The following is a 14222-nucleotide window of genomic DNA, read 5'->3' as shown; positions in this document are numbered from 1 at the left end:
GACGGGCCGTGACCGTAAGAGGAACACGTCAGGGGCGCGGGGAAGGCGCGCGTCCGGTCCTCTGCTGAGGTGTCCGGCTTCGCGCGCGGTTCCCCGCGCCCCTGGTGGCTACGTTCCGGCGACCGGCGTCAGCCGGACACCGGCGCGGTCTCGCCCGGCTTCGCCGCGGCCTCGGGCTCGGCCTCGGGCTCGGCCGCGAGCTCCTCCCGCACCTTGGCGAGCGAGGGGTTCTGCCAGGAGCTGCGGACGCCCCAGAAGTAGAAGCCCAGCGCGATCAAGGCGACGATCAGCAGGTCCCAGCCCTCGGGCAGGTAGCCGTGGCCACCGAAGTCCGAGCTGCCCGCCCAGGAGACAGCGGCCATCACGAACAGGTACGCGACCATCCAGCAGCCGGCCATCAGGTGCGGCTTGAGCACGGCCCACGGCTTGCGCAGCTCGTACCAGGCCCAGATCGGCAGACCCGCGGCCATCAGCAGGATCACCTTGCCGGTGAGCGGCCACTTGGCCCAGTACAGCACCAGCGAACCGAAGACCATGGCCACCGGCGCGATGACCGGCATCGCCTTCAGCTTGACCGGGCGCTTCAGGTCCGGAGCCAGGCGGCGCAGCGACATCACGGCGACCGGACCGGTGATGTACGAGATCACGGTGGCCACCGAGACGATCTCGGCGAGCGAGCCCCAGCCGCGGAAGACCGCGAGGAACAGGAAGGCGATGAACAGGTTGAGCACCAGCGCCGGACGCGGGATGCCGGTCTTGCGGTCGACCCGGCCGAAGATCGACGGCAGGTGGCCGTTCTCCTGGACACCGTGGATCATGCGCGAGGTGGTGGCGGCGTAGATCATGCCGGTACCGCTCGGCGAGATGAAGGCGTCCGCGTAGAGCAGCATGGCGAGCCAGTTCAGGCCCCAGGCCATCGCCAGGTCGGCGAGCGGCGAGTTGTAGTTCAGGCCGGACCAGCCGTGGGCCAGGTCACCCGACGGAACCGCGAGCAGGAAGGCGAGCTGGAGCGCGACGTAGATCACCAGCGCGATCAGGATCGAGCTGATCACGGCCTTGGGCAGCGACTTGCCGGGGTTGCGGGCCTCACCGGCCATGTTCAGCGGCGACTGGAAGCCGTTGTAGGCCCAGACGATGCCGGAGACGGCGACCGCGGTGAACACCGAGCTCCAGCCGTTCGGGGCGAAGCCACCGTGGTCCTGGAGGTTGTGGGTGTCGAAGTGCGAGAGCAGCAGGGCGCCCGCGGTGATGGTGGGCACGACCACCTTGAAGACGGTGATCGCGGTGTTGGTCTTGGCGAACAGCGTGATCGCGAACCAGTTCAGCAGGAAGTAGCCGATCAGCAGCACGCTGGCCAGGGCCACACCGCTGACACTGAGCTCCTTGCCGTCGTAGAGGGCCTTCGCCCAGCCGAAGTTCCAGGAGCTCATGTACTGCACGGAGGCGGTCGCCTCACCCGGGATGACCGAGACGATCGCGATCCAGTTCGCCCACGCGGCCAGGTAGCCGGCCAGCGAACCGTGCGAGTACTGGCCGTAGCGGACCATGCCGCCGGCCTTCGGGAACATCGATCCGAGCTCGCTGTACGTGAGCGCGATCACCAGTGCGACCGCAGCACCGATCACCCAGGCCAGGGTCGCGGCCGGACCGGCCAGCTTGGCGGCTCGCTCGGCACCGAAAAGCCAGCCGGAACCGATGATCGAGCCGAGGCCGACCGCGGTGAGGCTGATGGTTCCGAGTGAACGGCGGTAGTTCTGGTCTGACCGCGTAGTCGGCTCAGGCGCGCTCAATGTGTCGCCCCTTCGGGTTGGTCGCCAGGGCCTCCGGGTGAGGCTCCTGTCCTGATCGGCACCGGCCACGAAGTGACGTCAAACGGCCAGGCAACGCGTCGCAGAATAGGCGACCAACTCGGACGAAATGCTCATATCAAGCTCAAATCGTTCGATCGTTGCCATCTTGTGTCCGATGGCGAGTTGCCTGGTTTACCCGAGATCTGCGCAGGTAGCAGGCATTTGACCAGTGAACCACGACGGCCGGGGTTTCCGCGGACCGCACAGGAGTGACCAAGAAGCCACCCGATCAAACAGCTTCCGAGAGTGATGATCCGATCACCGTCGGCAGAGCTCCGCCGTGGACGGAACGGCGCCGGACCGGTACGTCGCTGCGTACCGGTCCGGCGCCGTTGCGGTGCGGTGGTGCCCCGGCCGGGACGGGGGACCCGGCCGGGAGGTGCGGGCGTGCGGCCGTCGGCCCGGGCCTCGGGCTCACACGCTGTGCGCGGGCTCGGCCACCTCGGCCGCCTCCGCCACCGCGGCCTGCGGCTGCGGCTTCGGGGTACGGAGCAGGGCGATGGCGAGCACCCCGCCGACGACGGCGATCACGGCCGCGCCGGTGAAGGCGGCGGAGAACCCGCTGGTGAGCGCCTTGACGTCACCGAGGTGCCCGGCGCCCTTGGCAGCGGCGAGGGCGGTCATCGCGGCAAGGCCGAGGGCGGAGCCCACCTGGTAGCTGGTGTTGACGATGCCCGAGGCCAGACCGCCCTCCTCGGGGCGGGCGCTGGAGATGGCGGTACCGAGCGAGGGGATGAAGGCGAGCGCCATGCCGATCGCGGAGACCAGCGAGGCGGGCAGGACGTCGACCCAGAAGTTGCCGTCCGCGCGGACCAGCGAGAGCCAGAACAGGCCGACCGCCAGTAGGAGGAGACCGACCACGATCAGCGGCTTGGGACCGAACCTGGCGATCAGACGCGGGGCGGTGGTGATCATGATGAGCATGATGGCCACGGTCATCGGGAGCAGCGCGGCACCGCTCGGGAAGGCGCTCAGGCCGAGGACCTGCTGCAGGTAGAGGTTGAGGAAGAACCACATCGGCACCCAGGCGGCGGCCAGCAGGAACTGGGCGACGTTGGCGGCGGCCAGATTGGGGGCCTTGAAGATGTCCAGGCGCATCAGCGGTTCGCGGCGCTTGGACTGGATGACCAGGAAGAGCGCGATCAGGACGACGGCGGCGGCCAGCGTCAGCAGGGTGGAGGCGGAGCCCCAACCGGCTTCGGGGGCACGGACGATGGCGTAGACGGCGGCGGCGACGCCAAGAGTGACGGTGAGCGCGCCGAGCAGGTCGATCTGTCCGCTGCGCCGGCCGGTGGCGGGCATCAGCTTCGGGGTGGCGACCAGCGCGACCAGGGCGACCGGGATGTTGATGAAGAAGACCCAGGGCCAGCTGATGTACTGGGTGATCGCCCCGCCGAGGAAGACGCCTGCGGTGCCTCCGGCCGGAGCTGCGGCGCCATAGAGGGCGAAGGCCCTGGTGAGCTCCTTGGGGTCGTGGCCGAAGAGCATCATCAGCAGGGTGAGCGCGGCGGGGGCGATCAGTGCCGCACCCGCCCCCTGGACCGCACGGCTGATCAGCTCGATGGTGACGTTGCCGGCGAGGCCCGCGCCGAGCGAGCCGACGGCCAGGACGGCCCAGCCGGTGCTGAACAGCCTGCGCGCCCCGAAGAGGTCGGCCAGGCGGCCGCCCAGCAGCAGTAAGCCACCGAAGGCGACGACGTAGGCATTGAAGACCCAGGACAGGTTCTCCTGGGTGAAGCCGAGGGCGCCCTGCATCTTGGGCAGCGCGACGCCGATGATCGACGTGTCCATGATGACCATGAACTGGGCAGCCGCGATCAGCCAACGGGCCTTTCCGCGGCTCGGGTTGGGCGAGATGCCGGATGCGGACATCGATACTCCATACCGGTTGGGGGTATGTGGACTGGAGGAACATAGCACCGCTCGACCCGGAGCGACATAGCGGATAACGGTGAATGTCAGGGCGGAGGTTGACTCCGAACCAAACCCCCGGGGGGTACTTGCCATCGATACCCTAGGGGGGTACCGTCTACACCGCTAGAACGAACAGACGGGAGGTCACGGGATGGCCGGGTACATCGAGTCCAAGAGCGAGATCACCAAGCGGCTGCGCCGCGTCGAGGGCCAGATTCGCGGCCTCCAGCGGATGGTCGAGTCCGACACCTACTGCATCGACATCCTGACCCAGGTCTCGGCGACCACCAGGGCACTGCAGGCGGTCGCCCTGGAGCTGCTCGACGAGCACATGAACCACTGCCTGGTCACGGCGGTGGGAGTGGGCGGCGCCGAGGCGGACGCCAAGCTCCAGGAGGCCTCGGCAGCCATCGCACGACTGCTGCGTTCCTGACCGCACCGGCCGAACAGGCGCTCCCCGCCCGAAGGAGACACCCCTTGAACACCCCGACCAAACTCGCCGGCTTCGCCCTGGGCCTGGCGGTCGCCCTCGGCGGGGCGGCCGGCATCGGCCACGCCGTCGGCCCCATCGGCGGCACCGCCCCGGCCATGCACCACGGTGCGGCCGCCGGTCACGAGGACCACGACATGGGCGGAGGCGGATCAGGGTCCGCGGCCGAGGAGACACCTGGAGGACTGATGGTCACGCAGCACGGCTACACCCTGGAGCCCGCCACCCGCACCCTGGCGGCCGGCCGGCCGCAGACGCTCTCCTTCGTGGTCCGCGGCCCCGACGGCAAGCCGCTCACCGACTACAGCGCGACCCACGGCCAGGATCTCCACCTCATCGTGGTCCGCCGCGACCTGACGGACTTTCAGCACGTGCACCCGACCCGTGACGCGGCCGGCACCTGGAGCATCCCGCTGACCCTGCCGAGCGCCGGAGAGTACCGGATGTTCACCGACTTCGCCCCGGCCGGCGGCCAGGGCCTGACCCTGGGCGCCGACCTGTCCGCCGCGGGTGACTTCACCCCGCAGCCGCTCCCCGCCCCGGCCGCCACCGTCGAGGCCGACGGATACTCCGTCAGCCTGGACGGCAGGCTGGAGGCCGGGAGGACCTCCAAGCTGACCCTCACCGTCAGCAGGGACGGCAAGCCGGTCACCGACCTGCAGCCCTACCTCGGCGCGTACGGGCACCTGGTGGCACTGCGCTCGGGCGACCTCGCCTACCTGCACGTGCACCCGGACGGCATGCCCGGTGACGGCCACACCGCCGCCGGCCCCGGCATCACCTTCTACGTGACCGTGCCGACCGCCGGCGACTACCGGCTCTTCCTCGACTTCAAGCACGGCGACACCGTGCACACCGCCGCCTTCACCGCCCACGCCGAGCCCGGCACCGGGCCGGCCGAGCCGGACGACCACGACCACAGCGGCCACCAGCACTGACCGCGCGCTCGGCCGATACCCCCCACCCGTACCCTGAACCGCACCGCAGTACCCCCGAGGAGGGGTGATGAGCTCCGCAACCCAAGACAGGACCCTGCCTGCCGGCAGTGCGCAGATCGAGCTTGAGATCGGCGGCATGACCTGCGCCTCCTGCGCCGCCCGGATCGAGAAGCGGCTGAACAAGATGGAGGGCGTCACCGCCACCGTCAACTACGCCACCGAGAAGGCCAAGGTCACCTTCCCCGAGTCGGTCGAACCGCAGGACCTGGTCGCCCAGGTGGAGAAGGCCGGCTACACCGCCGCCCTCCCCGCACCCCCGGCCGCCGAACAGGCGGCGGACGCCGCGGAGGCCGGCCCCTCGGCTGCCGACGAGCGGGTCCGGGAACTGCGCCAGCGGCTGCTCGTCTCCACCGTGCTGACCGTCCCGGTGATCGCGCTGGCGATGATCCCGGCGATCCAGTTCACCTTCTGGCAGTGGCTCTCGCTCACCCTCGCCGCCCCGGTCGTCGCCTACGGCGCCTGGCCGTTCCACCGCGCCGCGTGGACCAACCTGCGGCACGGCGCGGCGACCATGGACACCCTGATCTCGGTCGGCACGCTGGCCGCCATGGGCTGGTCGCTGTACGCGCTGTTCCTGGGCACCGCCGGCACCCCCGGCATGACGCACCCGTTCGAACTCACCATCGGGCGCAGCGACGGCGCGGGCAACATCTACCTGGAGGCCGCCGCCGGGGTCACCACCTTCATCCTGGCCGGCCGCTACTTCGAGGTCCGCTCCAAGCGGCGGGCCGGTTCGGCGCTGAAGGCACTGCTGGAGCTCGGCTCCAAGGACGTCGCGGTGGTCCGCGGCGGGCGTGAGGAGCGCATCCCGATCGGACAGTTGAGCGTCGGCGACGTCTTCGTGGTCCGCCCCGGCGAGAAGGTCGCCACCGACGGTGTGATCCTCGAGGGCACCTCGGCGATCGACGCCGGCATGCTGACCGGCGAGTCCGTCCCGGTCGAGGTCTCCCCTGGCGACGCGGTGGTCGGTGCGACGGTCAACGCCGGCGGACGGCTGCTGGTCCGTGCCACCAAGGTCGGCGCTGACACCCAACTCGCCCAGATGGCACGGCTGGTGGAGGACGCCCAGAACGGCAAGGCCGAGGTGCAGCGGCTCGCCGACAAGGTCTCCGGGATCTTCGTACCCGTGGTCATCACGCTGGCCGTCGCCACCCTCGGCTTCTGGCTGGGCACCGGCGCGGGGATCAGCTCGGCGTTCACGGCCGCGGTCGCGGTACTGATCATCGCCTGCCCGTGCGCCCTGGGCCTGGCCACCCCGACCGCGCTGATGGTCGGCACCGGGCGCGGCGCGCAGCTGGGCATCCTGATCAAGGGCCCCGAGGTGCTGGAGTCCACCACCGGCGTGGACACCGTGGTGCTGGACAAGACCGGTACGGTGACCACCGGTCAGATGACCCTGGTCGAGGTCGTCCCGGCCGAGGGCGAGGACACCGAGCAGATCCTGCGCCTGGCCGGCGCCCTGGAGGACGCTTCCGAGCACCCGATCGCCCAGGCGATCGCCAAGGGCGCCACCCAGCGGGTAGGCACCCTGCCGAAGGTCGAGGACTTCGCCAACATCGAGGGCCTGGGTGTGCAGGGCGTGGTGGCCGGTGACGGGACCAGCCACGCGGTCCTGGTCGGCCGCACCCGTCTCCTCGAGGAGTGGAGCCAGCACCTGACCCCCGCGCTGGAGCAGGCCAAGGCGGCGGCCGAGGCCAAGGGCCGCACCGCCGTCGCGGTCGGCTGGGACGGCAGGGCGCGCGGGATCGTGGTGGTCGCCGACGCGGTCAAGCCGACCTCGGCCGCCGCCGTCGGCCAGCTGCGCGCACTCGGCCTGCGGCCGGTTCTGCTCACCGGTGACAACGCCTCGGCCGCCCGGGCGGTGGCCGACGAGGTCGGCATCGAGGAGGTCATCGCCGAGGTGCTGCCCGCCGACAAGGTGGACGTGGTCAAGCGCCTCCAGGCCGAGGGCCGCAAGGTGGCCATGGTCGGCGACGGCGTCAACGACGCGGCCGCACTCGCCCAGGCCGACCTCGGCCTCGCCATGGGCACCGGCACCGACGCCGCGATCGAGGCGGCCGACCTGACCCTGGTCCGCGGTGACCTGCGGATCGCGGCGGACGCCATCCGCCTCGCCCGGCGCACCCTGTCCACCATCAAGGGCAACCTGTTCTGGGCCTTCGCCTACAACGTGGCCGCGCTGCCGCTGGCCGCCGCGGGTCTGCTCAACCCGATGATCGCCGGCGCGGCGATGGCCTTCTCCTCGGTCTTCGTCGTCTCCAACAGCCTGCGGCTGCGCCGCTTCGACGCGCTGCCCGACAACCGCGCGGTCGAGCCCTCCGCCTGACGGAGCGCGACCGGCCACCGTCCGCCGTCCTCGCGAGGCCGCCCGACCGCCCGGTCCGGCGGCTTCGCGGCTTCGCGGCTTCGCGGAGTCCGACCGGCCGGCCACCGCACTCCTCGGCGGCTCCACCGGACGGGAACGCTTCGACATGACAGAGGATCGGCCGGACTTTCCGCCTGGAACCGATCCGGCACACCGGCGGAATGATGAGCAGTCCAGACTCGGAACAGGCCTTGACGTCCGCCGACGGAATCACTTGACCGGCTTCCGACAGACCATTCCGGGCAACGACCACCCCTCCCTCCGGCTCGGCGGCCACCGCTGCCGAACCGGAGGGCACGGCGCCGACCAGGGAACGAGAGATGGATGACAAGCTGGAGCTGAGGGCGGCCGTCACGGACGAAGCCGCCAGGATCGCCGCACTGCTCGCCTCCTCATGGCGCGAGAACTACGCGGAACTGCTCGGCGGGTACCGCACCGAGCGCCTGGTCGGGGAGTACTGCGGAGTGGGCCGTATCTCCGCCGAGATCAGCGCCGCCCGGGCCGGCGACGGATGGCTCGGCTGGATCGTCGCCCACGTCGGCGGCGAACTCGCCGGCGCCGTCGCGGGCGGAATCACCACCATCGGTTCCGGCGAGATCTACACCCTCTGTGTCGCCCCCGCGCACAGCGGGAAGGGCGTTGCCACCGCACTGATCGCAGCCGCGACGGAGCAGCAGCGGGCCCGCGGCGCCACCGAACAGTGGGTCGGGCTGTGCGGCCCCGAGGACCCGGCCTTCGGGTTCTTCACCCGCCGCGGCTTCGAGCCCGTCGGCCCCGACCGCCACCCCGCCCGGGCGGTCGGCTCCCCCGCCCCGGTGCGCATCCGCCGCACGGTCTGAGCAGCGCCTCCGGGAGCTCCCCCGGGGCCCGGAGGCGCCGGCCGGCGCAGCGTCACTTCAGGACGGGCGCGCTCATCCAGAGGTGGTTCTCGCAGACGGCGATCGCCACCCGCTTCCCGTGCGTGTCCGTCATCCTGAGCCCGGTGCCGATCTCGTGCGGCGCGGCGTGCGGCGGGAGCACCTGCCCCCGCGCGAGGTCGTCCGACGGGAAGTAGCAGATGCCGCTGGTGTCCGGGACCTCGCTGTAGTGCAGGTCCACCACCGCCGAGTGCCCCGGTGCCAGCACCAGCCGGGACGGCGCCGTCCTGCCCCCGACCGCGACCACCTCGGGCCCCTTGCCGACGTGCACCCGGAACCGCGGATAGCCGTCGAAGGCACACGCCGTACCCCCGCCGTTCTGCGCGGTCAGCCGCGCCACGGCCGGATCGCCGGGCGTCATCGGAGCGTGCTCCAGGTGCACCAGGGTCCAACGCAGCTGCTTGGACGTGCAGTTGGCCACCGCCGAGTCCGGTCCCGGCAGCGAGGCCGTACCCGACGGGGCCGGCCCGGTCACCGTCGCGGACACCGAAGCCACCGGTGATGCCGTACCCGGCGCCGCCGACGGACTCCCCGCTGTAGCGCTGCCCGAGGGCGCAGCCGTACTCGCCGCGGCGGTCGGCCCCGCACTCGCCGCCACGGAGGCGGACGGTGCGGCGGAGCCGGCGGTCCGGGCGCCCGGGGAGGGGGTATGGCCGTCCACCGCGCCGGTCGCCGTCGCCGTCGTCGCCTGGCCGTCACTCCCCGGCTCGCAGGCACTGACCGACAGGACCAGTCCCACCGCCACCACCGCACCGGCTGCCAGCCGTCTGTTCATCGAAGCCTCTCCCCCGTAGTCGTACCGGGCGATGGACTCACCAACGCCACCGCCGTTTCCCTCAGGTCCCGGACTCTGCGAGCCTAGAGGACCCGAGGGACACTACACGGGGGACATCCCGCACGTGCGAGGAGGCAGGCCGGGAGGACCTCGCCGGACATGGCGCACCGCGTGCGCCGGGCCGGCACACGGCCTGGCCCGGCACACGCGGCGATCCGGTTCCTCTTCTTTCTACTCCTGTCCGGCCGCTCCGGACCGGACCCACCGCCCCGAGGACGGGCCGGTCAGATCCGGGTGGCCCGGCGCAGCACGAGGAGCATCGCGCCGATCGTCGCGAACAGCGCGGAGAGCAGCATCATCGGAGTCTGCTCCGAGCCCGTGTGGGCGAGCTCACCGTGGTGGTGATGGTGTTCCTGGCCCGCCTCGTGGTGGTGTTCCTGGCCCGCCTCGTGGTGGTGTTCCTGGCCGGCCTCGTGGTGGTGACCGCTCCGGCCTGCCCTGCCGTGATCGCTGACGCGCTGCTCGACCAGGACCTTGGCACCCTCCTGCTTGTTCTTGACCTCGTTCTCGTTCTCGTTCGAGATCGAGACCGTGACGGTCTGGTTGCCCTGCGTCTGAGTGGAGGTCTGGATGGGGTTGTTGGTCTGGGTGGGGGTGGAGTTGGCGGTCTGAGTGGGGTTGGCGGTCTGGTTCGCACTGCCGCTGGCGCTGGCGGTCTGGGTGGGGTTGGCCGTCTGGTTCGCACTGCCGCTGGCCGTAGCGCTGGAGTCGGAGTTCTGGTTGGGGTTGGCGGTGAGACTGGAGTCGGACGTGGGGTTGGCGGTGGCACTGCCGGTTCCGGTGCCGGTTGCAGTTCCGGTGCCGGTTCCGGTGCCGGTTCCAGTGCCCGTTCCGGTGCCGCTGCCGCCACCGATGGCACTGGCGTTGGAGTCCTGGGTGGGGTTGGCGGTCTGGGTGGGATTGGCGGTCTGGTTGTCCGTCTGCCCCTGGCCCTGCGACTGGTCCTGGGCCTGGTCCTGAGCCTGGTTCTGCTGGTTGTTCTGGTTCTGCTCGTTCCCCTGGCCCTTGCCGTGATCCTTGCCGTGGTCCTTGCCGTGCTCGTGATCCTTGCCGTGCTCGTGATCCTTGCCGTGCTCGTGATCCTTGCCGTGCTCGTGATCCCTGCTGTGCTCCTCACTGTGCTCGTGATCCGTGCTGTGTTCCTCGCTGTGCTCGCTGCACCGTTCGTCGCAGTGGTGCTTGTCGCACTTCTCGTCGCAGTGGTGCTTGCCGCACTTCTCGTCGCAGTGCTTATCGCCCTGGTTCCACGAGTTGTCACCGCCGTTCACGGCCGGTCCGGCCGTCTGGTAGCCGTTCTCCCACTCGGGCGCGCCCTCGAATACCTGCGGCGCCATACCGCCGTCGTCGGCGGCCTGCGCGGCTTCCTCCGAGGAAGTCGCCATTGCGGGGTCTGCGTTGTCTGCGATTCCTGCCTGGTCGAACAGCGCGGCCATCCAGGGGGATCCGCTGATCCCGAAGTCGCCGGCCGAGGTGTCCGAGGACCAGTCGGAGTAGGCGTGCGCCGTGCTGCTGCCCAGCACGACCAAGGCGAACGAGGTCAGTCCCGACACGACGAGACCGGCTGCGCGGGTCTTCATGATGCTCCCAATGTGATAGGCAAAGCGGATTCTCTGTCTACAACAAGGACTGATTTATCCACGCCTACCACACAGCACGATCAAAACATCGGTGTGGTTATTAACCCGAACGGCCTTGTTCGGCACGACCCCACCAGACCCGGACGGCATATTTACTTGTTTGTATGATTTTCCATATTCGAATTCCAGTCCGGGTCCAGCCGTGGCGTCCACCCGCCAGCGCGTGGACCCGCCGCGCCTGCCACTGGCTCCCGCCCGACCCCGCCACCCAGACTGGGGACGGCCCCGGGTGCTCTCATGGCACCGGCCCTCCCCGGCGGGGCGCCTGAGCACACCCTGGAGGAGCCATGGCCACGCGCAGCCTGTCCGGGTCCGCCCCGCTCGCGACCCCCGTCCGCCGCTCTCACGACCACGGTCAGCCCGCCGGCACCCGCTGGGCGCCGGGCCTGGAGTCGATGGCGCCTCCGACCCCGCACACCACCTGGCTGCAGGACTTCCTGCTCAACCCGCACGCCGCCGACATCGTCGGCTACCTGAGAGCGGCCCGCAGAGCCGGCGGTCCGGTCCTCGACCTCGGGGCCGGAGCCGGGCGGCTGGCCGTCCCGTTCGCCCACCACGGCTTCCGGGTCGAGGCGGTGGACCGGGACGCGGCCGCCCTGGACCGGCTGCACGACTGGGCCGCCCGCGGCGGGCGCCGCACCCGACAGGCCGTCACCACCTCCTGTACCGAGCTGGAGCTGCTCCGGCTGGACGGGGAGTACGGGTTCGTACTGCTCGCCGGTGCGATGGTCGCGGCGCTCGCGCCGGGCGTCCGAGCGGCACTCCTCACCGAGGTGGCCGCCCATCTGCGCCCCGGCGGAACGCTCGCGCTGGACTTCACCGCACACCGGCGGGCGGGCCTGTCCGACGAGCCGCACCGCCACTGGACCTTCCGGGTGCCGCGATTCGACGACATCGACGAGACGGTCCACGCCGAACAGCGCTTCGACCTCTCGACCATGCGGGAGGAAGTGCTGTTCCGCACCGAGCAGTTCGGCACCGAGGGTGTGCTGCGCCACGAGTTCCCCACCCGCAAGTGGGTGGTCGACCCCGACGGGCTCTGCGGCGACCTGCGCACGGCCGGCCTGCGGGTGACCGCCCGCGACAGCCGCCCGCTCGACGCCCGGACCGACAGTGTCTTCCTGCTCTGCGAGCGTCGCCGCCAGGCCTGATCCTCTCCCCCGAACCACCGACCTCCGGAACACCGTTGCCGAGCCGCCGGGCCTGAGCCTCTCCCCCGAACCACCGACCTCCGGAACACCGTTGCCGAGCCGTCGGGCCTGATCCTCTCCCCCCGAACCGCCGGACCTCCGGGACACCGCACCGAGCTGCCGTCGGCGCACCGCCCTCCGGTGCCGCTCCACGACCGGACCACCGGAACCGGAGTGCCGGGAGTGAAGCGCCGGCAGCCAAGTGCCGACAGCGCCACCCCCGGCACCCCGCCGGAGCACCCGAATCTGACGTAGTGCCGACCGGCAGTCCGTCAGGTCCGCGGCTCATCGCCCCGATCGAGCCGCCGCCCGCCGGGACGCTTCTACTATCGAGCCTAGTCGTTTCCCGCCCGGACAGCCATCGGGAAACGGCCTCGACGGGAGTTGTGCAGGCAATCCAAACCGGGGATGGCGGTGTCGCGTGTCAACAACGATCGACGTCAGGTCTTCCGACCAGGCGCTGACCCTCTACCAGGAACTGAGAGCGCGGGGATCGTCCAACTACGACCAACTGACGGCCGAGCTCGGACTCTCCGGCCATGAGGCGCGGTCCTGTTGGGCCGAACTCAACCAGCTGGGCCTGGTCACCGACCCCTCGAGGGACGAGGCCGCCGCCGTGGCCGTGATCGACCCGGAGGTCGCGCTGCTGCGGATGCTGGCCCAGGAGCAGCGCGACATCCGGGAGCGCCAGCAGCGCGCCGAGGACCGGTACGCCGCGATCGAGGACCTGGCCGCCCGGTACATGCGCGGCGGGGCCGCCACCCAGTGCGAGATCGAGATCGAGGTGCTGACCAGCAGGCGCCGGATCCAGCAGACCCTGGAAGACCTCTCGGACACCGCCAAGAACGAGATCGCCTCGATGCACCCGGGCGCCCTCCCCACCGGCGAGTTCCTGGAGCAGGGACTGGAGCGCGACCGCCGGCTGCTGGCGAGCGGCGTCCGGGTCCGGGCCGTCTACCAGCAGCGCTTCGCCGCGGTCCCCGCACTCGCCGGGTTCTTCCGCCGCCAGGTCGAGCTGGGGGTCGAGGTCCGGCTCGCGCCGGTGGTGCCGCTGAACATGATCCTCAGCGACCGCAGGTTCGCCCTGCTGCCGATCGACCCGGACAACCACGAGGCCGGCGCCGTCCTCGCCCGGGGCTCCGCCCTGGTCCGTTCTTATCTGGCGCTCTACGAGTACTGCTGGCACACCTCCGCCGACTACGGGCACGCCAAGCAGCGGCGCGGCGACGGCCGGCTGACCGAGCAGCAGCACGCCGCGATCAGGATGCTGGCGGCCGGGATGAAGGACGAGAAGATCGCCCGCTCGCTGGGAATCTCGCTGCGCACCCTGAGCCGGCTGATGTCCGAGGTGTTGCAGGAGCTGGGCACCACCAGCCGGTTCGAGGCGGGGGTACGGGCGGCGAGGCTCGGCTGGCTCGACTGAGGGCGGCCATCTCCGGTGTGCCGCCCGGGGGTTCACAGGGGTTCGGGTCAGTCCTGGGGTACGCCAAGAGGTACGATTGGACCAAATATTTTCTTGACCCAAATGGCGGACCTCATGGCGGCTCTGATCGAACACGGCAAGGCTCAGGCGGACCGGGACGCGGCGGTCCAGCGGCTGCGCGACGTCGGCCTGCGGGTGACCGGCCCCCGGCTGGAGGTCCTGCAGATCCTCGGCGCCGGGGCACACCTGGACGTCGAGTCGATCACGGAGGCGGCCAGGGCCCGGCTTGGCACCCTCACCAGCCAGGCCGTCTACGAGATGCTGCGGCACTTCATGGAGACCGGCCTGGTCCGGAAGTTCGAACGTCCGGGCCGCCCCGCCGTCTTCGAGCTCTCCACCGGCGAGCACCACCACGCCCTGTGCACCCGCTGCGGCCAGGTGGCCAACGTCGAGGCGGACGCCCCGGCCCCGCCCCGCAAGGGCCTGCGCGGCTGGCGCATCGAGGAGACCGAGCTCGTCTTCCTCGGTGAGTGCTCCGACTGCCGCAAGGCCGGCGCGGCGGTCTGACGGGCCGGCCCCGGAGTCGCGGTATCCATGGGGGAG

Annotated in this window: 12 protein-coding genes; 8 read left to right on the top strand and 4 right to left on the bottom strand. The window is 70.8% G+C overall.

Annotated features, from left to right (window positions below; translation table 11 throughout):
* Positions 1–128 precede the first annotated feature (128 nt).
* Together ACSMTC_RS29435 and ACSMTC_RS29430 are read right to left on the bottom strand one after the other, a co-directional pair.
* Positions 129–1790, bottom strand: a complete 1662-nt coding sequence (locus tag ACSMTC_RS29435) for an APC family permease (protein ID WP_436562752.1) — start codon at positions 1788–1790, stop codon at positions 129–131.
* A gap of 474 nt (positions 1791–2264) precedes the next feature.
* The gene (locus tag ACSMTC_RS29430; RefSeq protein WP_436562751.1) at positions 2265–3722 is read right to left on the bottom strand and encodes a DHA2 family efflux MFS transporter permease subunit; all 1458 of its coding nucleotides are present in this window, start codon (positions 3720–3722) and stop codon (positions 2265–2267) included.
* Between the two features lie 193 nt (positions 3723–3915).
* Here ACSMTC_RS29430 and ACSMTC_RS29425 point away from each other — a divergent pair, with 193 nt between their 5' ends.
* The 4 genes from ACSMTC_RS29425 to ACSMTC_RS29410 all read left to right on the top strand — a co-directional run bounded on the left by ACSMTC_RS29425 (position 3916) and on the right by ACSMTC_RS29410 (position 8456).
* Positions 3916–4197: a metal-sensitive transcriptional regulator gene (locus tag ACSMTC_RS29425; protein WP_436562750.1), complete on the top strand. Its 282-nt coding sequence runs from the start codon at positions 3916–3918 to the stop codon at positions 4195–4197.
* 44 nt (positions 4198–4241) lie between these two features.
* Complete coding sequence (locus ACSMTC_RS29420; protein ID WP_436562749.1) at positions 4242–5192, top strand: hypothetical protein; 951 nt, start codon at positions 4242–4244, stop codon at positions 5190–5192.
* 67 nt (positions 5193–5259) lie between these two features.
* Complete coding sequence (locus ACSMTC_RS29415) at positions 5260–7578, top strand: heavy metal translocating P-type ATPase (RefSeq protein WP_436562748.1); 2319 nt, start codon at positions 5260–5262, stop codon at positions 7576–7578.
* Between the two features lie 359 nt (positions 7579–7937).
* On the top strand, positions 7938–8456 hold the full coding sequence (locus tag ACSMTC_RS29410; protein ID WP_436562747.1) for a GNAT family N-acetyltransferase: 519 nt from the start codon (positions 7938–7940) through the stop codon (positions 8454–8456).
* 52 nt (positions 8457–8508) lie between these two features.
* On the opposite strand, the gene ACSMTC_RS29405 is transcribed toward ACSMTC_RS29410, so the two are convergent.
* Positions 8509–8955 carry a DUF4232 domain-containing protein gene (locus tag ACSMTC_RS29405; RefSeq protein WP_436562746.1) on the bottom strand — a complete coding sequence of 149 codons (447 nt, stop codon included), beginning with the start codon at positions 8953–8955 and terminating at the stop codon, positions 8509–8511.
* Between ACSMTC_RS29405 and ACSMTC_RS29400 the strand changes: the two genes are divergently transcribed.
* Positions 8936–9328 (top strand): hypothetical protein, encoded by a 393-nt coding sequence (locus tag ACSMTC_RS29400; RefSeq protein ID WP_436562745.1) that lies wholly within the window; start codon positions 8936–8938, stop codon positions 9326–9328. The two genes, ACSMTC_RS29405 and ACSMTC_RS29400, sit on opposite strands and share 20 nt — an antisense overlap.
* 265 nt (positions 9329–9593) lie before the next feature.
* Here ACSMTC_RS29400 and ACSMTC_RS29395 read toward each other — a convergent pair whose 3' ends face one another.
* Positions 9594–10946, bottom strand: coding sequence for a hypothetical protein (locus ACSMTC_RS29395; protein WP_436562744.1), 1353 nt, complete (start codon positions 10944–10946; stop codon positions 9594–9596).
* A 347-nt stretch (positions 10947–11293) separates the two neighbouring features.
* Between ACSMTC_RS29395 and ACSMTC_RS29390 the strand changes: the two genes are divergently transcribed.
* The 3 genes from ACSMTC_RS29390 to ACSMTC_RS29380 all read left to right on the top strand — a co-directional run bounded on the left by ACSMTC_RS29390 (position 11294) and on the right by ACSMTC_RS29380 (position 14186).
* A complete protein-coding gene (locus tag ACSMTC_RS29390) occupies positions 11294–12157 on the top strand; it encodes a class I SAM-dependent methyltransferase (RefSeq protein ID WP_436562743.1) in 864 nt (287 codons plus the stop codon).
* 460 nt (positions 12158–12617) lie between these two features.
* Positions 12618–13619, top strand: coding sequence for a helix-turn-helix transcriptional regulator (locus tag ACSMTC_RS29385; RefSeq protein WP_436562742.1), 1002 nt, complete (start codon positions 12618–12620; stop codon positions 13617–13619).
* Between the two features lie 102 nt (positions 13620–13721).
* Positions 13722–14186: a Fur family transcriptional regulator gene (locus ACSMTC_RS29380; RefSeq protein ID WP_436562741.1), complete on the top strand. Its 465-nt coding sequence runs from the start codon at positions 13722–13724 to the stop codon at positions 14184–14186.
* The last annotated feature ends 36 nt before the right edge of the window (positions 14187–14222 follow it).

The organism is Kitasatospora sp. HPM-01-4, assembly GCF_051374625.1.
Classification (GTDB): Bacteria; Actinomycetota; Actinomycetes; order Streptomycetales; family Streptomycetaceae; genus Kitasatospora.
Note: the sequence above shows the minus strand (reverse complement) of the source record. Positions and strands in the feature narration are given on the sequence as shown.

Coding starts and splice junctions, on each gene's coding strand:
- ACSMTC_RS29415 (WP_436562748.1), top strand. CDS start 5,260: ATGAGCTCCGCAACCCAAGACAGGACCCTGCCTGCCGGCAGTGCGCAG.
- ACSMTC_RS29430 (WP_436562751.1), bottom strand. CDS start 3,722: ATGTCCGCATCCGGCATCTCGCCCAACCCGAGCCGCGGAAAGGCCCGT.
- ACSMTC_RS29390 (WP_436562743.1), top strand. CDS start 11,294: ATGGCCACGCGCAGCCTGTCCGGGTCCGCCCCGCTCGCGACCCCCGTC.
- ACSMTC_RS29380 (WP_436562741.1), top strand. CDS start 13,722: ATGGCGGACCTCATGGCGGCTCTGATCGAACACGGCAAGGCTCAGGCG.
- ACSMTC_RS29410 (WP_436562747.1), top strand. CDS start 7,938: ATGGATGACAAGCTGGAGCTGAGGGCGGCCGTCACGGACGAAGCCGCC.
- ACSMTC_RS29395 (WP_436562744.1), bottom strand. CDS start 10,946: ATGAAGACCCGCGCAGCCGGTCTCGTCGTGTCGGGACTGACCTCGTTC.
- ACSMTC_RS29425 (WP_436562750.1), top strand. CDS start 3,916: ATGGCCGGGTACATCGAGTCCAAGAGCGAGATCACCAAGCGGCTGCGC.